The organism is Vibrio sp. QJM3NY_35, assembly GCF_057785915.1.
Map to the genome: position 1 here is coordinate 1,511,054 of NZ_CM173508.1, position 23,283 is coordinate 1,534,336.

Annotated in this window: 13 protein-coding genes (1 of these 13 running past the window's edge); 3 read left to right on the forward strand and 10 right to left on the reverse strand. The window is 45.5% G+C overall.

What is annotated here, in order from left to right:
• Together AC3CH3_RS21950 and AC3CH3_RS21955 are read left to right on the forward strand one after the other, a co-directional pair.
• Positions 1-8,757, forward strand: partial view of a tandem-95 repeat protein gene (locus AC3CH3_RS21950; protein WP_488538435.1) — the end only. Its footprint begins 19,215 nt before the window's first position; 8,757 of the gene's 27,972 nt are visible here — the last part of the coding sequence; its start codon lies off the left edge, out of view; its stop codon occupies positions 8,755-8,757.
• Between the two features lie 220 nt (positions 8,758-8,977).
• Positions 8,978-9,331 (forward strand): hypothetical protein, encoded by a 354-nt coding sequence (locus AC3CH3_RS21955; RefSeq protein WP_017079131.1) that lies wholly within the window; start codon positions 8,978-8,980, stop codon positions 9,329-9,331.
• A gap of 248 nt (positions 9,332-9,579) precedes the next feature.
• Here the strand turns inward: AC3CH3_RS21955 and AC3CH3_RS21960 are convergent, their stop codons facing one another.
• From AC3CH3_RS21960 to AC3CH3_RS21985, 6 genes are all read right to left on the reverse strand, one after another.
• Positions 9,580-10,500, reverse strand: coding sequence for an IS5 family transposase (locus AC3CH3_RS21960; protein WP_488538121.1), 921 nt, complete (start codon positions 10,498-10,500; stop codon positions 9,580-9,582).
• An 81-nt stretch (positions 10,501-10,581) separates the two neighbouring features.
• Positions 10,582-11,478 (reverse strand): sigma-70 family RNA polymerase sigma factor, encoded by an 897-nt coding sequence (locus AC3CH3_RS21965; RefSeq protein WP_488538436.1) that lies wholly within the window; start codon positions 11,476-11,478, stop codon positions 10,582-10,584.
• Positions 11,479-12,025: 547 nt separating this feature from the next.
• The gene (locus AC3CH3_RS21970; protein WP_017079133.1) at positions 12,026-12,358 is read right to left on the reverse strand and encodes an Hpt domain-containing protein; all 333 of its coding nucleotides are present in this window, start codon (positions 12,356-12,358) and stop codon (positions 12,026-12,028) included.
• Positions 12,352-13,941 carry a response regulator gene (locus tag AC3CH3_RS21975; RefSeq protein ID WP_488538437.1) on the reverse strand — a complete coding sequence of 530 codons (1,590 nt, stop codon included), beginning with the start codon at positions 13,939-13,941 and terminating at the stop codon, positions 12,352-12,354. Before AC3CH3_RS21975 ends, AC3CH3_RS21970 begins: the two co-directional genes overlap by 7 nt.
• A 241-nt stretch (positions 13,942-14,182) precedes the next feature.
• A complete protein-coding gene (locus AC3CH3_RS21980; RefSeq protein ID WP_488538438.1) occupies positions 14,183-15,733 on the reverse strand; it encodes a DHA2 family efflux MFS transporter permease subunit in 1,551 nt (516 codons plus the stop codon).
• 3 nt (positions 15,734-15,736) lie between these two features.
• The gene (locus tag AC3CH3_RS21985; protein ID WP_009844998.1) at positions 15,737-16,801 is read right to left on the reverse strand and encodes an HlyD family secretion protein; all 1,065 of its coding nucleotides are present in this window, start codon (positions 16,799-16,801) and stop codon (positions 15,737-15,739) included.
• A 128-nt stretch (positions 16,802-16,929) separates the two neighbouring features.
• Here AC3CH3_RS21985 and AC3CH3_RS21990 point away from each other — a divergent pair, with 128 nt between their 5' ends.
• On the forward strand, positions 16,930-17,832 hold the full coding sequence (locus AC3CH3_RS21990) for a LysR family transcriptional regulator (RefSeq protein WP_488538439.1): 903 nt from the start codon (positions 16,930-16,932) through the stop codon (positions 17,830-17,832).
• Positions 17,833-17,904: 72 nt separating this feature from the next.
• Here the strand turns inward: AC3CH3_RS21990 and AC3CH3_RS21995 are convergent, their stop codons facing one another.
• The 4 genes from AC3CH3_RS21995 to AC3CH3_RS22010 all read right to left on the reverse strand — a co-directional run bounded on the left by AC3CH3_RS21995 (position 17,905) and on the right by AC3CH3_RS22010 (position 23,224).
• On the reverse strand, positions 17,905-20,274 hold the full coding sequence (locus AC3CH3_RS21995; protein ID WP_488538440.1) for a glycoside hydrolase: 2,370 nt from the start codon (positions 20,272-20,274) through the stop codon (positions 17,905-17,907).
• A 103-nt stretch (positions 20,275-20,377) separates the two neighbouring features.
• The gene (locus tag AC3CH3_RS22000) at positions 20,378-21,190 is read right to left on the reverse strand and encodes a DUF2861 family protein (RefSeq protein ID WP_488538441.1); all 813 of its coding nucleotides are present in this window, start codon (positions 21,188-21,190) and stop codon (positions 20,378-20,380) included.
• Positions 21,190-21,837, reverse strand: coding sequence for a response regulator transcription factor (locus tag AC3CH3_RS22005; protein WP_488538442.1), 648 nt, complete (start codon positions 21,835-21,837; stop codon positions 21,190-21,192). The genes AC3CH3_RS22000 and AC3CH3_RS22005 overlap by 1 nt, the downstream gene beginning before the upstream one ends.
• The gene (locus AC3CH3_RS22010) at positions 21,815-23,224 is read right to left on the reverse strand and encodes an ATP-binding protein (protein ID WP_488538443.1); all 1,410 of its coding nucleotides are present in this window, start codon (positions 23,222-23,224) and stop codon (positions 21,815-21,817) included. The genes AC3CH3_RS22005 and AC3CH3_RS22010 overlap by 23 nt, the downstream gene beginning before the upstream one ends.
• Between the last annotated feature and the right edge of the window lie 59 nt (positions 23,225-23,283).

Genomic DNA, 23,283 nt, shown 5'->3' on the forward strand with positions numbered 1-23,283 from the left:
GGTGACATTGACCTAACGTTCGACATTAGCGACGGTACAGATACGCTGGTTGCGACGGCTGACCTAACCGTTAACCCAGTTAATGACCTTCCACAACCACAAGATCAAACGTTCAGCATTGGCGAAGACGGCACCTTGAACTTCACTGATGAAGACTTGCTGACAGGTGCGACCGACATTGATGGTGATGACTTATCCATCGCTGATGTGTCTTACACAGGCGCAGAAGGTGTGTTTACTGACAATGGTGACGGTACATACAGCTTCGCTCCAAATGAGAACTTCAATGGTGATGTGAATATTGGCTTCACAGTCTCTGATGGTACAGACACAGTAGATGCCAATATCGATGTGACAGTCACAGATGTGAACGATGCACCAGTGGCAGGTTCAACGTCTTACCAAATGAACGAAGATGGCACCATCACGCTAAGCCCAGAGCAGTTGATTGCGAATAGCTCAGACGTGGATGGTGAAGTGTCACTCGATAGCGTGAGCTACTCGGGTACCGATGGCATCCTAACTCAGAACGAAGATGGCTCAGTCACGTTCGCACCGAACGAGAACTTTAATGGCGACATCAGCCTAGATGTAACTGTTATCGATGACGACGGTGCAACGGCAGAAACATCTGCAGGCATTGACGTGATTGCGGTGAACGATGCTCCGGTTCAAGGTGAGCAAGCGTACACGGTGAACGAAGATGGTTCGATTACCATCAGCCAAGAGCAGCTTCTAGCGGGCTCAAGTGATGTTGAAGGAGATGACCTAACAGCCTCGAATCTGACTGTTGATGGTAATGCGACGGTTGAAGCGAATGAAGATGGTTCATTCACCATCACGCCAGATGCGAACTTCAACGGCGATATCGACATGCAGTTCGATATCACTGATGGCACTGACACCATTCAAGCAACGGGTGACTTGACGGTTAACCCTGTTAACGACCTACCGACTGCTGATGATGTGAGTTACACCATTGAAGAAGACGGCTCACTAACCTTCACGGATGCAGATCTACTTGCTGGCGCTGCGGACATTGATGGAGATGACCTATCCATCGTTGATGTGTCTTACACAGGCGCAGAAGGTGTGTTTACTGACAATGGTGACGGTACATACAGCTTCGCTCCAAATGAGAACTTCAATGGTGATGTGAATATTGGCTTCACAGTCTCTGATGGTACAGATACGGTTGATGCCAACATTGATGTGAGCGTGACGCCTGAGAACGATCCACCAGTGGCGGGCAGCACGTCTTACACTGTGCATGAAGACAACTCAATCACGATCAGTAACGAACAGCTATTAGCCAACTCTTCAGATATTGAAGGTGAGGTTGCGATTGATAGCGTGACTTACACTGGCAGTGACGGTGTGTTCGAAGACAACGGTGACGGTACTTACACTTTCTCTCCAAACGAGAACTTCAATGGTGATGTGAGTTTAGCGGTTGTTGTTACCGATGAAGAAGGGGCAACAGAAGCGACCACCGCGGGAATCACCGTACTTGAGGTTAACGATCCGCCAATCGCAGGCTCAACCAGTTACTCAGTCAACGAAGATGAAGTTATCACCATCAGTGCAGAGCAACTGTTGGCGAACTCTTCGGATATTGAAGGCGAAGTGGCGATTGATAGCGTTACTTACACAGGCGCTGACGGTATCTTTACTGACAACGGTAACGGCACATTCAGCTTTGCACCGAACGCAAACTTCGATGGCGATGTTAGCCTCGATGTAGTGGTGACAGATGAAGACGGTGCGACAGTAGCCACCAGCGCAAGTATTGATGTTCTTCCAATTAACGATCCACCAGTATCGGGTGACTTGGCATACAGCATTGATGAAGATGGTTCGATTACTCTGACTCAAGAGCAGTTGCTATCTCAAGCCTCTGATGTGGATGGCGATGACCTGACCGCAAGCAACCTAAGTGCAGGCGATAATGCAACCGTTGTTGATAATGGCGATGGCACCTTTACGGTAACGCCGGATGCTAACTTCAATGGTGATATCGACCTAAGCTTTGATATTTCGGACGGCACTGAGTCAATTGTGGCGAACGCCGATCTGACGGTAAACCCAGTCAATGACTTGCCAACGACATCTGATGTTTACGCGAACGTTGATGAAGATAATGTCATCACTATCACGCAGGAACAGCTACTTGCGAATGCCGCTGATATAGAGGGAGATGACCTTGTCGCTTCCGACTTAACCTTAGTGGGTGACGATGCAACGATTGTCGATAATGGCGATGGTACGTTCTCTATCACTCCAAGCGAAAACTTCAATGGCTACATCGACGTTGCCTACAGCATCAGTGATGGCGACACACCAATTGCAGCTAACTTAGGCTTAACCGTTGACCCAGTTAACGACGCGCCAATTGTTTCTGCTGATGTGGCGATAACCATTGAAGAAGATGGTTCATACACCATTACTCAAGAAGAGCTCCTACAATTCGCGACTGACATCGAAGACGATGACATGACCGCAATTATTGGAGAGCAGGGCGATGAAACAACCGTAACCGGTACAGTGTTGGATGCTGAAACCAGTAATCCAGTGTCTGGTGCAGAAGTCACCCTGACCGACAGCGCTGGCAATAGCTACACCACAGTAACGGATGACTCAGGAAACTACTCTGTTACAGGTTCAGTCGTTGACCAAGGTACCGTTACTATTGAACAAGACGGCTCTATTACCAGTAGTTTCCTAGTTCCAGCTGGTGAAGATACCAACGGTGGCGTAACTGCAATATCTGAAGTACTTGAAGAAACAGATATGCGTATCGTGGTCACATGGGGTGAAAGCCCACGTGATATGGACAACCATTTATGGCTCTACGATACAGAAAATGGCAATGAGCTAGACCACATTTACTATCGCGACATGAGCCACGATTTGGGCGAAGGTAATGTCGTTCAGCAAGATGTGGATGACACGAATGGCGGTGGTCCTGAAACCATCACCATTCCAAATTATCAAGATGCTGATATGCACTATTCAGTACACAACTACACCAGCAGAAGTTGGGATGTGGATGGTGTTGAAGATGTACAGGTTCAGGTGTTTGTTGGCGATACATTGGTTGAAACCTTTAGTCCTGACTTATCTGAAAACCCATCGGGTGACCACTGGCATGTATTCGATATCGTGAACGGTGTTATTGTTCCAAGCCAAGATGTAGGCACTCAAAATGCATTCGACTTGCCAACGGCAGAAGAAGCGCTCGCGAATGAAAACGGCATTGATATCTCTGAATTGCTAACCGGCGATGAAGGTGATGGTTCTGGTGAGACGGGTGGTAACGAACCAAGTGTTGGAGATGTTTCAATTGAAAACGCTCTTATCACTGACAATGGTGACGGCACTTACACCATTACTCCGGAAGAGAACTTCAACGGTGAATTCTCCATTAGCTACAACGTGGACGATGGCAACGGAGGGGTTACGCCTGCGGAACTTGACGTTACCGTAACAGCAGTTAATGACCTTTCGGTTATTTACGACCATGACTACACCATTAATGAAGATGGCTCGTTAACCTTCACTGATGAACAGCTATTGGCTGGTGCAACCGATATTGATGGCGATGACCTTTCTGTCGAGTTGGTTAATTACGAAGGCACCGACGGTGTGTTCACGGATAATGGCGATGGCACTTACACCTTCGCTCCAAACGAGAACTTCAATGGTAATGTCGACCTAACTTACGATGTCAGTGACGGTACCGATGTTGTATCGGCAAACATTGATGTGCAAGTTGTCCCAATTAATGACGTACCGGTTGCTGGAACCACCGCTTACAGCGTTGAAGAAGACGGCAGTATCACGCTAAGCGATGCACAACTTCTGGCGAATAGCTCGGATGTTGAAGGGGAAGTGTTTGTCAGCGATGTAAGCTACAGCGGCACTGATGGTGTATTCACTGATAATGGTGATGGTACTTACACCTTTGCTCCAAACGAAAACTTTAACGGTGACATCAGTCTTGATGTCTCTGTTATGGATGAAGATGGCGCAACCGCTGAAACAACCGCAGGTATCGACGTCATTGCTGTTAATGACTTGCCGGTTGCAGGTTCAACGACCTACAGCGTTGACGAAGATAACGTGATTACCATTTCTGAAGCGCAGCTTCTTGCGAACAGCTCAGACATTGAAGGTGATGTATCCGTTAGCGACGTTTCCTACTCAGGCGCAGACGGTATCTTTACTGACAATGGTGATGGTACTTACAGCTTCGCTCCAAATGAAAACTTTAACGGCAATGTCAGCCTAGATGTCACCGTTGCTGATGAAGAGGGTGCAACGGCTGAAACCACTGCGGGTATTGAAGTTATCGCGGTTAACGATGCACCAGTGTCAGGTGACTTGGCTTACTCAGTGGATGAAGATGGTTCAATCACGCTAAGCCAAGAGCAACTGCTGGCTCAAGCATCGGATGTGGACGGCGATGATCTTACCGCGGCTAATCTAACCGCGGGTGATAACGCTACCGTTACGGCAAACGATGATGGTTCATTTACTATTACACCGGATGCCGACTTTAATGGTGATATTGACCTTAGCTTCGACCTTTCTGATGGTACTGAAACGGTTGTTGCAACGGCCGACCTTACTGTGAATCCAGTGAATGACATCGCGGTTGTAGAAGATGTCGCTTACACCATTGAAGAAGATGGTTCACTTACCTTTACAGACGAGCAACTGCTAGCGGGTGCTTCTGATATTGATGGTGATGAGCTTTCAGTTGCTGATGTGTCTTACACAGGCGCAGAGGGTGTGTTCACTGATAATGGTGATGGTACTTACACCTTCGCTCCAAATGAAAACTTCAATGGCGAAGTAAGTCTGGACTTCTCAGTATCTGACGGTACAGAGACGGTTGATGCAAACATCGACGTAACGGTAACAGACGTTAACGATGCACCAGTGGCGGGTGCAACGTCTTACCAGATGAACGAAGACGGCACCATTACATTGAGCCCTGAGCAGTTAATTGCCAATAGCTCCGATGTGGACGGTGAAGTGTCGCTTGATAGCGTGAGCTACTCAGGTGCAGACGGTATCTTGGTTCAAAATGAAGATGGTTCGGTAACGTTCGCACCAAACGAAAACTTTAACGGAGACATCAACCTTGATGTGACCGTTATTGATGACGACGGTGCAACGGCTCAAACCACCGCTGGTATTGAAGTTATTGCAGTTAACGACGCACCAGTGGCCGGAAACGTGGCTTACTCGGTTGATGAAGACGGTTCAATTACGCTATCTCAAGAGCAGTTGCTGGCTAACGCATCCGATGTTGATGGTGATGCACTAACCGCAAGCAACCTATCTGCAGGTGACAATGCGACCGTAACAGCGAACGATGATGGTTCATTTACGATCACTCCGGATGCTGACTTCAACGGCGACATAGATCTAAGCTTCGATGTTTCAGATGGTATCGAGACAGTCCTAGCTGGCGTAGACCTAACCGTTAACCCAGTAAATGACTTACCAACGGCTGCTGACCAGAGCTTTACCGTTGAGGAAGATGGTACGTTAACCTTCACTGACGCTGACCTATTAGCAGGCACTGCGGATATTGATGGTGATGACCTGTCTATCACTGATGTGTCTTACACGGGCGCAGAGGGTGTGTTCACGGATAACGGTGACGGCACTTATAGCTTTGCTCCGAACGAGAACTTCAATGGCGATGTAAACCTTGGCTTCACAGTGACTGATGGCACTGAGACAGTCGATGCCAATATTGGTGTGACGGTAACGGATGTTAACGATGCGCCAGTAGCGGGTTCTACGTCTTACCAAATGAACGAAGATGGCACCATCACAATCAGCCCTGAACAGTTGATTGCTAACAGTTCTGACGTTGATGGTGAAGTGTCGCTTGAAAGCGTTACTTACTCAGGCTCTGACGGCACCTTGGTTCAAAACGATAATGGGTCTGTGACCTTCACGCCAAACGAGAACTTTAATGGTGATATCAGCCTAGATGTGGTTGTGACCGATGATGACGGTGCAACTGCAACAACAACGGCAGGAATCGAAGTTCTGGCTGTGAACGATGGACCTGAATCTGAGGATGTGAAACTAACTACAGCCGAAGACAGCACCATTCTTATCACACAAGACATGTTGTTAGCTCAAGCTACCGACATCGATAACACCGCAGACGAGCTGTCAGCTTCTGGTCTACAAATCGACCCTAGCTTAGGTGAGTTGCTAGATAACGAAGATGGTACTTGGTCATTCACACCAAACGAGAACTTCAATGGCGATGTGCCAATGACGTTTAACGTTAGCGATGGCCAAGAGACAATTTCAGTCGACGGCAACATCGATGTCACGCCAGTCAATGATGCACCTGAAGCGCCAACCATTGAGATGCAAGGCGAAGAAGATGTGGTCATGGTGATTGACCCAGCATACATCGCGGGTCAAGTAACAGACCTTGATGGCGACGAGATCAGCATCGAGAGCATCACTGTTCGAGCACCAGCGAACGCGACCTTAACTCAGCAACCAGACGGCATGTATCACTTAGTGACTACTCAAGACTTTAATGGCTTAGTAGAACTGGGTTATCAAGCTACTGACGGTGAAGAGGTGGTTGATGGGTCGCTGAATGTGGATGTCATTCCGGTTAACGACGCACCATTCAATGTCGGCAACGCAATGATGACCACAGACGAAGATGGCGCGTTCACCTTCGATGCTGGCGACTTGATGAACTTGTTCGGTGACATTGATACCGCTGACCTGGTTGTTTCTCGCATTATCACCGCAGACGGTGAAGATGGCGGAGAAGTAACAGACAACGGTGATGGTACTTGGACATTCACCCCAACAGGCGACTTTGCGGGTGTTTCTGACCTACAAGTTGTCGTGAGTGATGGTGAGTTCGAAACGGTTCTTGATGTTCCTGTGTTCGTACGTCCAGTTGCAGATGGTGCGGTAATTACCACCGACCATGACGGTCCATTAGTCTTCGGTGAAGATGAAACGGGTCACTTGGGACTGAACGTTGGCCTAGTCGATGACTCAGAAACACTAAGTAACTTGGTGATGACAGGTTTCCCTGTTGGATTCGAGGTAACCGATGGTGTGAATACCGTGATGATTACCGAACCGGGTCAATACATCGACCTGTTCGACTGGGATATCTCAAACATTCAAATGACGCCTCCTGAAGACTTCCATGGTGAGTTCTTCGTAACCGTAAGTGCAACAACGGTTGATTACGGAGATGAGCCGGAAGCGTTTGATGATGGTATCGATTCAGGTGATTTCGAAACTGTAGCGGGTGATTCCATCATCCTAACGGCGGACGACCTAATTGGTTTGGCTGAGAATGTGGATGCTGACAGCGATGATGAAGTGAAACTGGTTCATCTTGCCGACCGCAGCCAAGGTGAGATTGTCGATAATGGCGATGGCACTTGGACGTTCACACCAGCACCAGGCTTCACGGGCGAAGCAGACATTGCGTACGTAGTTGATAAAGATGGCGTGCTTCATGATGAGCAAACTGGCGTAGTCGTGAAAGAAGGCGACTCACAAGAGAATGCAGCACCAGAAGTTAACAGCATCACAACGACGGAAATCGCAGCTGATGCAACCTTGTCGTTCACTGATGAAGACATGTTAGCGAACCTGAGCGATGCAGAAGGCGATAGCATGAGCATTGAGTCAGTAAGCTTGATGGAAGGTCAGGGCGTAATTGAGAGCGATAACCAAGGTAACTATCAATTCACACCTGCTGAAGACTACACCGGTGATGTTCAAGTTGGATTTATAGCGACCGATGGCGAAAATCGCATCGAAAGCTTCTTCAATGTGGATATCCAAGGCGGAGATGAAGCAGCGGCGAGTGAAGGTTATGCCTTAGCTGATGATGGTTCACTAATTATCACGGATGCACAGCTGGTGGATGAGTTGGGCGTGAGTGATTCTGCACAAGTTGTTGATGTTGCAGACGCGAACGATGCTGGCTTCTTTGCCGAATCAGGTGAAGGTGAGTGGACTTACTGGCCGAACGAAGACTTCGATGGCAACTTAGCGATGAATGTTGAAGTTAACGACGGCGGTGAAGTATCAAGTCATAGCTTAAGCATCCAAGTTGAAGATGATTCAGTACAAAGTGATGAACCACAAGTCCAAGCTGCTCAAGCAACAGAAGAGCAACAAGTGGAAGTGGCTCAACAAGCTGATGACCAAGCTCAAGATGCTGAAACTGAAGACAGTACAGCAGATGTAACCGCGGCACCGGGTGATACCATCTCTATCTCGATTCCAGATGAGGTAAGTGGTAACGAATCGGTTGATTACGCTGATATGTCTGGTCTACCTGAGGGCGCTACTGTGAGCAACGCACTGGATAACGGTGATGGTAGCTTCACAATCAGTGGCAACCTAGAGCAGCCTGTATCCGTTGAACTTCCAGAAGGTTATGAAGGTACTAGCGAGATCCAATTCCAAGGTTACGACGAATTGGGTAGTTCAATAGACGGTGCTAGCGGTTCTGTTGAAGTTGAGGTCGATGATCAATACACCATGCAAGGTTCTACCCAAGAGCAGCAACCGGACATGGCGGGTATGGAATCTGGAGGCAGCGACTGGACAAGTTCAGGAGGTCAAGACCAAGGTGTTGACTTCACGGACGACTCTGGAAGCTTCGATTCAGATTCTCAAACTGGTACCGATCAAGGCAACGACTTCGACCAAAGCTCGATTTAATCGAGAGAACTTGGTTTTAGTCTGAACCGACATTTAGTCTAAACCAACAAGTAGATAGGGCAGCGTAAAGTTGCCCTCACTAAAGCCATGTGGGGTCATTGATGCATGGCTTTTTTATTGCTTGTTCTTCTAAATAATATTGTTTTTTCGCTAAATAAACTTGAGAACAGATAAAAATGTCCTTAATTATTAGACGAGTTAGTTAGAAAGGAGGGACGACATGTATCGTTATGTCAGTTCACCGCAAGCGTCGAAGTACATCGTGCCACCACCTCAACATCGTGAGTTGTCGAGTGTGGATGTGCCTGAGTCCGAATTAGAGATGCGAGAAATATTGAATAATTGGTTTGCTGATGGTTTAGCACCCATTATTGAAAGTGAAGATGACTACATCTCTGCGAGCGATCACGTTCGATTTGAAAAGCTCAGCGGCACCGTTGGGATGCTGTTGAGAAACAAAGATTATTATTTTGCGGCCAAACGGATTTTATCTGTGTGGGAACAAGATTGCCTTGAAACCACTTATATCAATTATCTCATTTTGCGCAGTGAGCGAGTCACTTCTCTAAGGTAAGTTAATGCTGTGGCACTTGTCATTATCCATTAGCTATTAGCTATTAGCGACTTAGGGTTCGTGTGCTTAAGATCTTTTTGTTTTTCTAGCGAATCAGGCAAACAAAAAGGGCAAGCTTGGAGGCTCACCCTAAAGGATCTTTGTTTTACTTACGTTATTTTCAACTAATTCTCAACGGGGTTACGACTTACACCGGCTTTGTTGCGTAATTAAATTTATAGATAGAGCTACCCCATTTCGTGTGTTTCTTAGTCAATACGACAAGTTTCAGGCATACCTAACCCAGTAAGCTTGTTCAACGCTTTTATCATCGCGTAAGTCTCACCCACCTGCGCATTGTAATGTCTTAAGCTCAATCGTCCTCCTAGTAACTGTTTAACTCGATACATCGCTGTTTCTGATAGTGAACGTCTGTGGTACCCATACCGCTCTTTCCAATACTTATTTGAGCCGTATAACTTCTGGCAACCCACGGCGAGGTTTCGAGGATGACCACGCTCCCAGAAGGCTGCCCCTTCTCTTGGGGGAATAAGCGCAATGGCTCCCTTAATCTTAATAGCAGCATGACACAATCTCGTGTCGTAAGCTCCATCACCAGACACCTCAAGGATACTTCGGCGTGTTTGTTTCAGTAAGTTCGGGAGGACTTCTCCATCTGTAACCGTCGATAAACTTAGCTCGGCTGCGATAATTTCATGAGTGCTTGTATCAACGGCAATATGCAGCTTTCGCCAAACTCTACGCTTGCCATCTGTCCCGTGTTTTTTGACTTTCCATTCACCTTCGCCATAAACCTTTAGGCCAGTTGCATCAATGGCCAGGTGCTGTATTGCTCCTCTCGCTTTAGTCTTAAATGAGACCTCAACTTGCTTTGCTCTACGACTGATGCAGGTGTAATGCGGACAACTTAATGGAACATGGGCAAGCCTAAATATTGAGTCGATAAACCCTTGCAGAGCTCTCAGTGGCATAGAAAAAACTCGTTTCACCATGAGCGCTGTCGTGATAGCTAAATCGCTGAACCGACGTGGCCTCCCGCGCTTACTCTGTTTGCTTTGCGCCCACCCGTTTATTGCCTCTTCATCAATCCAAAAGGTCAGAGAGCCACGGTTAATAAGTGATTGGTTGTATTTCTTCCAGTTGGTTGTTTTGTAACGAGGTTTAGGCATAGAGCTACGAGAAGGAGTGAACGTAGCTGATCAGATCGTAGGCTCTTGATTTAGTTCCATTGAATTACGCAACAAAGCCACTTACACCCAACCATCAAATTTGAGTCGTTTTTGAATTCTCTCGACTGCTTCTTTCTGCATTTGTCTAACACGCTCGTTAGAAACATTCACATCCAACATTTGTCCGACTTCAGACAGCGTTTTCACGTTGTTATCAAAGAAACCAAAACGGTGGATTAGCACCTTTTGTAATTTTGGAGGAAGTGTATGGATGATTTGTTCTAGAGCTTGGGTAAAAGACTGATCTTCACAATCTTTTTGTGGGTCAGGGATATACTCACTTTCACACTGTTCAAGTACTATCGGTGCGTGGCTGAAACCAACCGTTGTTGTCACGTCAATAAACCCGCTAAGCGCCACGAGTTGGTCGACACGTTTTGCCTTTACGCCAGAGCTGTCTGACAACTCTGAAATCGAAATCTCTTTACTCATTTTTTTACTTACATCGAGCTTCTTGGACGCGAGGCTGTTTATTTCTTTGCATACGTGGGCGGGCAATCGGACAGTACGACCTTTGTTCATCAATGCCGCTTCAATATTCTCTCGAATCCACCATACGGCGTAAGTCGAAAAGCGATAACCGGGTTCGGGGTCGTATTTATCGATTGCTTTGATTAAGCCGATGTTACCTTCCTCGATCAGGTCGAGCAGCGTGAAGTTGTTGCCTTTACGTTTTAGGTAACTCTTTGCGATTTTTACAACAAGTCGCAGGTTTGATTCGATCATGATGTCACGTGCTTGCTTGTCACCCGCGCGATTCAATTTTGCGTAATACACCTCATCTTCACGCGACAGCAAATCAATCCCCACAATATCCTTTAGATAGTGAGCATAAGGTTCTGCAGTGGTAGAAAATGATTCTTTAATGGGTGTTTCATCCGTGAGCACCTGAAACGCAGCAAAACTGTCATTGTTCATTTCCTTGTCCTTTTTTAGCCGACTGAACGTTTTATTTTTTCATTTTATTATTATGCCACCAAGTGATTAACGCTTGGTTTCATTAGAGTGTAGATAACAGTTTCTTCTTTACCAATAAATAAAATGCAATTTCGTATACTTACGTCACAAAAAGATCTACAAGTATTTAACCGTTTTACATCTCATCGAACGTGTCGGTTTTTCATAGGAAACATGGACATGCATGGTTTATAAAGTATGTATTATGTATTATGTATTATGTATTATGTATTATGTATTATGTATTATGTATTATGCATTGGTGCATGTAGATAAATCGAGTGAATTTATAGGAGCGGGCGGCATATAATTGATAGGGGAAATGAGGAGAACGTGGCAAGAGTCGAGGTTCCATGTTGCCAAAGCACCTCAGCTCTTTAACCTGTTCAGCTGACATTGTTTGCTGCGTAAAACTATAAAAACTATTAGTGAAGACTAAAAGCTGTTACGGAATACTAAAAGCTATTACTGAAGACTAAAAGTTATTACTAAAAGCTCAGTGAATTGACTAATAAGTGCTTAGCACCTCATCGATTTGTTTGTTGATGATCTTCATTTCGCTGTAGATAACAGAAAGATCATCATCTTGAGGTGCAAGCTTATTAAGTGTGTTTTGCTCGACTCTTTCTAAGGCCACGGTGGCGGTTTCTTCGCCGAAGCTGGCTAATATGCCTTTTAATGTGTGTACGGTAAAATGAAGCTTGCCCCAATCCTGTTGCTGTACCAGTTCTTGTATCTCTTCTAATGAATTGCCATGGTCTTCTTGATACACAGACAACACAGCGAAAATCACTTCTTTGTCATTATCTAAGTAGGCATTTAGGGCATCAAAATCTAGCATATAGACTCCTGTCGGCTGTATGTTGAAAATGGGCTGGGCGGCCTAGTAGAAAAACCAGATCTTAATGAATCACTGAGCCATTGGCTCCATCTTGGTGGAAGCTCTAGCTGTGCGAGCTGTTTCAAGTATTCGTGTCTAAGGTTTTCTTCTATATGAGCTTTATGGACGGCATATATATAGTCAAGTTTCGCCGCAATTGAATATGGGTAATTGTGAATGTAGTCCTTTAGTTCTTGGATGGAATCGGAATTTTCGATATTTACACAAGTAGAAGGGTCTACATCTTGTGATTCGAGTTGATGGTTTATTGTCTCCCCTCGAGCTTTTAAGCACTCTGCAACTAAGTGGTACAGGGAGTACTCGCCAAAGTGAGTTAAAAGAGGCAGCAATTGAAGCAATAAGTGAGTGGGTTGGTTGTAAAAGTTATTTGCTAACAGTGTCGAGGCTCGAATCACTTTCTTGTGAGCAACTTGAGGGCTGTTCTCAATGAGTAAAATATTACTTTGAAATAGGGCAAGGCTGGCCAGAACTTGTTGCTGTTGTTTTACCGGAAGTTTGAGGTTTACCAACTCTGTGAATTGATTAGCATGTTCCAGCAGAATGCGTTTGTACTTTAATTGTGTCTCACGTTGGTAGGTCGCCTTTAGTGAACTGAAGTGAGCGCTAATGGAATGAATAATATCAATGTCGGCAGACGATATATGCGTCGCGTACATCTCACCAAGCTTGATAAGCATCAGGGTGTTGTCGACGTTTTCTGCCAAGTCGATTGCTCTTATCGCACGGTGACTGATGCTAGGCGTCATTTCAAACGCTCTTATGGCCAGTTTAAGCGCGGGCAGTAACATATTATGTTTTTCATAAATGCAGCTTAAACAATCAATAACGTTTAATGACAACGGCTGAGCAATCAGGTAATTGTGGAGCTTTTCTATGGCTAGGTTCGGTTTACCCAAGCTGTCTAGAATTAATGCCTCTGCGACTAATTTGGTCGGGTGCATTTTCGTGTTCGAGTTGTCGATTGTGCTTGAAAGCAAATCCCATTCTTTGCCTCCAATTAAGTGTTCAATCAATGTCGCTTCAAACTGAACGCTATTGCCATTAGGGGAGATCGCTAACGCTTGTGTCAATCGCTCCAAATTAGTGATCGGATATAAGTCATTCAGTTGGGTGAGTTTCTTCGAAACGGACACAGCACTTTGAATCTTCTTGCCTAAAGATTGAGTATTGATCGGTTTAGAAACAAAGTGATGTGCTTCGCCAGAAAGGGCCGTCAATACGGTTTCCTGACGCATATCCCCAGAAACAAGAATCGTGGCGACTGTATGATCGATGAGCCTGTTTCGATAGAGGATCCCCAAAAGCTCAAACCCCGTGAAGGATTGTTCTAAGTGGTAATCGATGAGGAGTACATGAAATGAGTGCGTCTCGACCGCCTTGATGGCTTGTCGATAATCGGTCGCAATAAAGATGCAATCATGTGAAATGCCCAAGCTCGAGAGTTGCTGCTTAATAAGTATTGTTGCGCTCTTAGAGTCGTCGACAATCAAAACCCGCAGGTCTGTTGGTAAGGTCAAATCCATTTTCCTCAATACCAAATGTTATGTTTAATTTAGGTGTCAGGTTGCACATTGTCAAGGTGCCTATATCACATACAAACACTCAATAAACTATTGGTAATTAAAGAGTATTCGATAACATTTATGAAAGCCTTCAAACGCAGGCTGCGTTTACCTTATTTTTGTGGGGTTATCCGTGTTTTAGAAATAAAAAAGAGGTAAGCCGATAAGCTTACCTCTCTGTTTTCTTACTAAAAAACTAGCGCTAATCATGCATGTTCAAAATCAATACTGCCGCTAGAGCCAAGAACGCCGTCATCATTAAGAACACATCGTTGTAAGCCATGATGGCAGCGTCACGTTGCATTGTACCAAGTAAGCTTGCTTGCGCTTGCTGCATCGCCGTTGCAGCATCACTTCCTGACTGAATGAAAAACGCTTGTTGTTGCTGAAGCGTCTGCCAGCCAAGTTGACTCACAGAAGGTAACGACTCCTTGATGTGTGCCAAGTGCTCACGGGTTTTGTTATCCAATAGCGTAGCGATAATCGCGATGCTGAAAGCACCACCTAGGTTTCGCATCACGTTGGTTAAAGTTGATGCGTCTGGCGTGTCCATTTTACTGATGTTCTTCATGGCAACCAAAGACAGCGGAACCATGATAAACGGACTACCAATAGCACGTAGGACCATAGACAAAATCAGCTGCTGGCCACCAAAATCGATTGTCATGTGCGTATTCACGTAACAACTGAAACCGAACATTGCGAAGCCAAAGGTCACCAAGTACTTAGGCTTAATTATCTGTGTTAGCTTGGGCACAATTGGGAATATCAGAAGTTGTGGGAAACCCATCCACATTAGCACTTCACCAATTTCCATCGCGTTATATTGCTGAATTTGAGTGAGATACATCGGCAGCACATAGATAGAGCCAAGCAACGCCATCCCCAAAATCAAATAGGCGATACAAGACATAGCAAATTGCCCATCCCGCAATAGCCGCAGGTTAACCAATGGCTTTTTGTGTTGGAGTTCGTTTATCACGAAATAAACCAAACTCACCGCCGACACGATACTCAAGCCAATAATAAAGCTCGAACTGAACCACTCTTCACGGTTACCTTCTTCTAGCACCACTTCCAAACAACCTAGCCCTAACGCCATGGTGGCAATACCAAACCAGTCCGCTTTTTTCAGCGTGCCAAGGTCGAGCTTTTCATCATCCAAGCCATATCGGATCATGGTGATCACAAGCAAAGCAGGCGGAATATTGATGTAGAAAATATAGTGCCATGAAAAGTTCTCCGTCAGCCAACCACCAAATGTTGGGCCGATCGATGGAGCAAAGGTCGCGGTTACGCCAAACAGTGCCATACCCACAGCCCGTTTGTTAACAGGCAATAACTGAATCACTAACGAGAAAGCTAGTGGGATTAAAGCACCACCACTGAAGCCTTGCATCGCACGGAATACGATCATCGAGGTCATGTTCCAAGAGAACGAACACAACAAAGATGAAAGGGTGAAAATGACCGTCGTCCACGTGATATAGCGGCGTTTACCGAGTGCTTTAGAAAGCCAACCACTGAGTGGGATAGCGATCATCTCTGCGACTAGATAAGACGTAGAGATCCACGAACTTTCATCTAAGGTGGCAGACAGCGCACCTTGAATATCTTTGAGAGACGAGTTGGTGATTTGAATATCCAAGATCGCCATAAACGCACCAATCAAACCGCCAAATAGGGCGATCCAATGGCGCCTAGAAACCACTCCATCATCATTAGTTTGGGTGACAACACCAGCGTTACTCATGGTCTAGCCTCGTTTATCGATGGTCGCTACCACAGACAAACCAGGAAGCAGTCTACCTTTCAATTCTTGCTGATCTGGAATGGTAATTTTCACCGGTACACGTTGAACGATTTTAGTAAAGTTACCTGTCGCGTTTTCTGGTGGTAGGAGCGCAAACTTGGCGCCAGTTGCAGGGGAGAAACTGTCTACCACGCCTTCAAGTGGCTGACCCGGAAAGGCATCCAGTTCGACTTCTACGGTTTGGCCTTTGTGAATGCCGCTTAATTGAGTTTCTTTGAAGTTGGCTTCAATCCACACTTGGTTGTTTGGTACCAAGCTCATAAGTGGTGCGCCAGCTTGAATCAGCAAGCCTTCACGGACGCTACGTTTACCAATCACGCCATCCGCTGGCGCGTAAACTTTGGTGTAATCAAGGTTAAGTTGTGCTTGATCTCTTTGTGCTTGAGCTTCAGTCACGGATGCGTTTGCTTGTTCGATTTCACTCGCAATCACGATTAGTTGATCATTACTTGCGACGAGGTTTGCTTTTGCTTCTTCAAGTTCTGCTTGGGTGACTTTTTGTTGTGCGACCATGCTGTCTACTTCATCTTGCGAAGCATAGTTACGCTTTAATAAGCTACGAGAACGCACGACTTGTTGGATTGCACGCTCGTATTCAGCTTGTGCGGAATCAACACGGCTCTCGGCTTGATTTATTTGGCTACGTTGTAACGTTTGTTGAGCGATCAGGTTGTGTACGCTTGATTGAACGACGCTTAAATGCGCATTCGCCTGAGCAAGTGCAGATTGGTAATCACGATCATCGATTTGAACCAACAAGTCACCTTGTTTAACCGATTGGTTATCACTCACGTAAGACTTAACAATATAACCCGACACCTTCGGGCTTATATTCGTGATGTCGCCTTGTAGGTAGGCATTGTCGGTAGATTCGAAGTATTGGCCATAGCCGTACCAATATCCGGCGCCAGCTAGACCTAATGACAGCATGATCGCAGTAGCAATAAGCGGGGCTTTTTTACGTTTTTTTGTGCTTACTGATTGCGAAGCGTTGTTGTTCTCTGTCATTTTTTATTTCTCATTTTGTTTTTATTTAGATGTAACGAATTGTAAATGAATTCGATTGATTGATAAGATAGGAAAAAAGGGAAACACTGTTGCAATAATCTTACTAATAGGGCTTTGGGAGAAGTACGATGGACTTAAATGCTGTGACTGTTTTTACACAAGTTGTTGATTGTGGGAGTTTCACGCACGCAGCTGAAGCATTGAACATGACCAAGTCGACCGTCAGCCGAAAGCTTGACGAGCTGGAGCAGCACCTAGGTGTGAGGTTGATCACTCGTTCGACACGAAGTTTAGTTTTAACGCCAGAGGGTGAGCGCTTTTATCAGTCGAGCATGCAGATGCAAGAGATCATGAACCAAGCTGAGTTAGAGGTTTCTGCCAATCAGGATTTGATCCGAGGGCAGTTGAATGTTGTGTTGCCTGTCGAATTGGGACATCAAGTATTAGCCACATACATCCACAGTTTCCTAAAAGAGCACCCAAACGTGACTTTGAACTTAGAACTGTCAAATCGAGAAGTCGACATCATTGCGGAGGGGATCGATCTTTACGCACAAATTAGTGAGCTAGTGGACTCGAGCTTGGTTTCTCGTTACCTCACAACATCGAAGCGTGTATTGGTAGCCAGCTCTGAGTATTTAGAACAGTTCGGTGAAATCTCTTCACCCGATGACCTTAAGCCTCCATTTAGGATGATTGAAGTGGTGAACAAGGCGGCACGTCTACCTAAGTGGCATTTGCAATTAGAAGGCGGTGAGTCGATTTTGATCGATCTGCCGTGTCAGTTGCGAGTGAATACCATCACGGCATGCCTAACAGCGTGTGTGGATGGGCTCGGCTTGGCGGTGCTTCCTGAATTCATTTGTCGTGAGCACTTCAAGACAGGGAAGCTGATTCGTTTGTTACCTGAGTATGAGATGCCAGAAGTTTCAGTAAGCCTAGTGTATGCAGACAGGCAGTTGATGCCGAAACGTAAAAAGGTCTTTATCGACTATCTACTGACTGCCTTTCAAAATAGGAAGCACAAGTAACGGGCTGAACATTAGCGGTTAAATAAGTGCTTAAGCTTCCTATTATTCATTTTTGTCTAAACCGTATTGAAGCTAACTATGATTGGGCTGCCAGTCGACGACTTGTCCATTCACTAATATAGCTTTGACCGACAGGGCTGCAATATCGATACCGTTGTGACGAAATGCCTTGTTGGAGAAGTTGGCTATGATCTTACTCCCGTCACTGAACTCGGTTTGTTGAACATCGCCGTTCTTATCTAACCAGTCGAAATCGACCAACTCTTTATCCCATAACTGTTCGTGCATCGGTTCAAAGCCATCTTGATAGCGTTTGAGTGCTTTGATCCTTGGACTTGATAAAGCTTCATCTCTGGTCAAGTGAACCATCGGTGGTGTGTTGTACAGCATCGCGGTTAAGTCACGTTCTGCTTGTACATTAGTGAACTTAAGGCTGTCTGAGTGCCAATGGTGCGTATTGATTACTTCATCATGGAAAACGGCTTGGTATAACGGAATTCGATATTGTGGCGAAAACAGTAGCGACTTGTAGGGCTCTTTAACCTCGGCGGGTTTAAAGAAGAAGTCAGGCTTGTGGTCTGGGTACCAACGACCTAAGTAATAGGGAGATCGGCGATTCTCTTTCATGTCTTTATCTGTCCAACCAAAACCAACCGTTTCTAAGCCGTGTGCAAACACGATGCCTTTTGTTGTTAGGCTGTTGCCGTCTTCAGACCCTAATACTAACGATGGTTGCTCGCTTAGCCACTGCATTCGGTTGTTGAAGGCAGAAAGCATATCCGATTCGTTTGTATCGCCATTGACATTGCTGTTGCTATGACTCTTGCTATGACTGTTTATAGAGCCGCTGTAATCTTCACGTGCCATGGCGGTTGCATCAACATCTAAGAACAAGCTGTTGAAGTTGCCGAATTTCATAATGTCTTGAGCGCGCTGCTTTACGTAATCTAAATGGCAATTCGGATTAAGATAGAATCCGTTACCTCGAAACCCTTTTTTTAGGCTGCCATCCGCTAGTTCAATGGCACAACTTTGACGCATTGGCTCTGGTAATTGAGCGGTTAGCCAGTTGTCGTTCAGCTTAGCAGGAATGGCTGTGTTGTAGGAGTCATAGGTGCCGACCAGATATCCTGACTGTTTTGCCAGACTCACAGCGTTAGGTTGATAGAATGCTGGCATCCAATTATCAAATCCGAGCCAAAGTTTGCTTAAGCCTGCCTTATTTAGATTGGCGACCATATCTGAAGACAACGCTTGTCCCCAAGTGTCTGACGAGTTTAGGTAGGGGGAGGCGTGTTCAACCAACCAATTTTTCTTGTTCTGCGCTGCCACGTATTGAGCTTTGATCGTATTGCTTTCGAGTGTCGGATTACCGATTGGAAATAACACCTGCAACGACTGGCTAATAGAGTCCAACAATAACTGTTTGTGGTACTGACTGAACCAATCTTTACCCTTGGAGAGTGATGAAAGCTCTCTTTTTGCTTCCTTGGAAACGTTGAGTTTAGAGCCCTTTAGATACCAGCTTTTCAATCCCCACCAGTCGCTTACATCTTGGACGCTTAGTGGATCTTTGCCAAACAAATAAACGTGGCTCGCGCCGATCAACTTACTTACATCTGGATTGCGCTTTTGCTTTGCTACAAGTGTTTCAGACTGGTCATTATTGATGCGCCAATCTCGGTATTGTTTGGCACCATCTAACCACGAGTCTCCGAGGGTAATACGAACAATAAAAGGCTGTGACTGATTGAGCATCGTAAATTGGTGTGATGCCTTCATATCAATTTTGGTCTTTGTATTTGAGGAGGCATTAGAGGATGCATCTGAAAAGAGCAGTTGATTGTTGGTCGCATTAATCATCTGATAGCTAATGAAGTGGTCGTTCTGTTGTGCTGTCCAAAAAGGCATCTTTAGGTCTTGAGTGGTGTTGCTTCCAGAATGGTTGTCGACTAGATAACTACCCCAAAGCTTGTTATTTGTAGGTACACGCATGCCTTCGCTAAAAGGAAGAAATAGGGTCTGAGTTTGTTGTTCTGCTAGATCAAACCACGCCAACTCTACGGGCTGGTTACGTTTCACCTGTATATTTGAAGGGAAACTGAACTGAAAAGTGAGTTGTTCTTGATTTAGTTCTGCCTCAACTTTTATCCCACTGGGTACTAAGGTCCAAGTGGCGATTTTTTCTGAGTAAGCTTTATCGGAAAAGCCAATGACCAGATTGGTCGCTTTCTGTGGTTGGCTATCAACAGTGAGAACGCCGCTGTTAACGCTTAAGCCGTTCCAATCTATCTCTAAAGTATTCGATGAAATAGAGACGGTATTGTTGTTACTGGTGAGCGTTATTTGGCTCGCTTGTGCATTGGATGAAAACAGACAAGCTGTTGTTAGAGCCACAATGGCAAAAGTAAAAAGATTGAGTGGGTGACGTACGCTGAGCATATTTAGATTCCGAAAAGGGTAAGTACGGTTATTACACCTAAGTAGTGCTAGTGCTTTGTCACCTATATGTCTCTATTTTCTGTTTGGCTTTAGTGGTGTTCCATTAGAAAGGCACGGCGACGCGTTGCACATATTGGACTTCAATAGCGCCTTGGTATTCAAACATTTCAACCGAAGCACTCAGGTGCTTGGCTTTGGTTCCAAGTGGACCTTCTGAGGGAACGGGTGCTTGCGCTGTTTTGATTGGCAATTTGTAACCTAACAGGTTGTAGTTTTCATCAAACCATTGCCAGTTCACATTAGCGTCAGGGCAGTTGTCGATCACCTTTGGAGGCGAGAGCACGATATGTGGTTCGCTGAGTTTACTTTCGAGCGTCAGCCATCGATTACTGTCATTTAAAGCGACAATAATAGGGTAGTGGTTTGAACCTATCCTTAGTTGATAAACACCAGATTCGGGTTTGATGAACATTTCATTGGTTTCAATCTCCTGGTACTCATTGTTGGAAGTGAGTTGCCCATCGAGAAGGATTTTACCTTTAGGCGATACCAAAGAAAGAGTTTGGGTTTCTAAGCCTTTGTTGAGTTGCTCGGCAGAGACTTTAATTTGATAACCGTGCGATGACAGGCCATAGCGTCGAATGAAGCTGACTTGAATGTGGTGTTTTGGCTCAGCACTTTGTTTTAGTGAGGTGCCACATTGAGTCTGGCTTAATATCTCTTGTTTGACTGGCAGCCAAAGCTCACTATCGAGTGTTTGTTGAACGAGTGCGATTTGTAGCTCTTGCCATGCAACTTGAGGTTGACCATCAAGCAACGATTGATAGGTGTGCTGCAATGGCGTGTCAGTAAACCAAGCCGCATGACTTGCGAGCGGCAATGTGCAGAGCAGTGCGGTTAACGAAGTAACTTTCATTATGATTCCCCAGCCAAGCGGTAACCAACGCCGCGATGTGTTTCTATATTCAATGTGGGCAGCTTCTGGCGTAAGCGCAGTATGTGATTATCAATAGTTCGAGTGCTAGGGAAAGCCTGATAACCCCAAATTTTGTTGAGTAACTCATCTCGGTGAAACACACGACTTTGGTTCTGAACAAACAAGACCAATAACTGGAACTCTTTAGGTTTTAACGTGATCGGGCTTTCATCCAAATAAGCGATTCGTTCAGACAAGCGGACTTCAATGTTGGCGTAATTTAGTTGGCTCACCCCTAACGGATGAAGTTGGGTAATGACTCGAGCGAGCAATTCGTCGTTCGAAAATGGTTTAGTCACGTAATCTTTGGCACCAGCCATTAAGCCTTCTACGCGTTGCTGGACTTCCACTTTAGCCGTTAACACAATCACAGGAAGCGCTTTGAGGAGTAGCCAATTAGGCAGGTGTCGCAAGCTGTCACCGTCTTCGAGTTGTCGATCCAGTATCACTAGATCGGCGCGGAACCATTGTTTACTGGCACTCTCTGAATCCTTCGCCCAAAGGCATGGGTAACCATTGGACTCAAAGAAGCTGACGAGGCCTTGTCCAAGTAGATGGTCGTCTTCAATCAGCAGTAGGGTGTTCATAAGCTATTTCCAAAATACATCGGGTTGGGTTACGAAGAATAATGAGATGGCCATTCGCTTGTTTCATCAAGTGTTCGACAATAGTGAGGCCAATGCCCATGTTGTCTTGTCTGTGATTGATATTCGGTGTTGCTCGAGATACAAACCGTTGCAGAAAAGAAGGGAAGTGCCCCTCGTCTTGTACCTCAATCGTCAGCTTGTCTCCGAGTTCGACCTTTACCAAAACCTTACCTTTACCGTGTTGTTTGGCATTCTTGATTAGATTATCCAAGCAGATGGTTAGCCAGTAATAAGGCAGGTTAAGTTCGACTTCACGCGCTTCACATTGATAAGAAATATTGTGCTTTTCACAGACATGATCGAGCCACTCTTCTAATGAAGCGTTTTGCTTCAACAAAGGCTCTGACTGATCCGAACTTAGGTACACTTTGCTGTTTTCGGTGAGTTGAGAGAGCCTTTGATAGTCAGATATTAAACGCCAAACCGCACTTTGAGTTTCATCAGAAAAGTCATCGTAGCGATTCCTAAACATTTCGACGGTTAAGCCTAGGCTAGTAATGGGCGTGCGCAGTTCATGAGTAAGAAGCTGTAAAACGAACTGCCTCTCTTTTCGTTGTTTTGTTCTTAGATATAAGACTCTAGCGAGCCCAGAAAGCAACGTAAACAGTAATAAAAAGATCAAGGTTTTCATGATCAGGTTGTCATTGCTAGGCTCACTTAAGCACACGTTGCTGTAACGAAAAGTGCAGGTTTCACCCGTCAAAGACACCTCTTGCTGCTCTGCAATAGGTTGCCAAACATTTAAGGGAATGGCTTTCCAGCCTTGTTCGCCACTTAACCAAAGCACATCATCTTGTTGCCAAGCGCGGTATCCATTGAGCAATGCCTCTCTGCCTTGAACAGTTAGCGCTTCTAGCTTTGTATATAGAGGGTGCTGTGGGTTGGTAATACTCAAAAACGGGCGTATTTGCTCGCTTACGTCGGGGTAAACTGCCAAATAACGATCAGCAAAACTACCACCTGCAGGGTGTCGTTTGGAGTGTGCAGCAAACCAAATGGAATCCAATGCTTGTTGCTGACACAAAGCGAGCTCAAACTCGATGGCGTTATGTAATGAAGGGTTATTGCTTTCAATCGCTCGGCAGTGATCTTGTATTGACGCTAACGCTGCGATGTCGTCCCAACTGAATTGGTTGAAATCAGGATAGCGGCTACGTTCATGAAGCAGAACTTTCGGATACTGAGCCAACTCTTGTTGAGATACTAGGATTGGGGATGATTGCCAGCTCAGTTGATACAGGGTTTGCCACTTGTCTTGCAAACTTTGGGCATTGGCTAGAGTTGGGAGCCAAAAGATCAAGCCAAGGGCTAAGGTAAACCTGCGCATCCAATCATTCTCGTTAAAAGTCGTGGGGCGAGTCTAAAGAGTTTTGGACGTGATTTGTA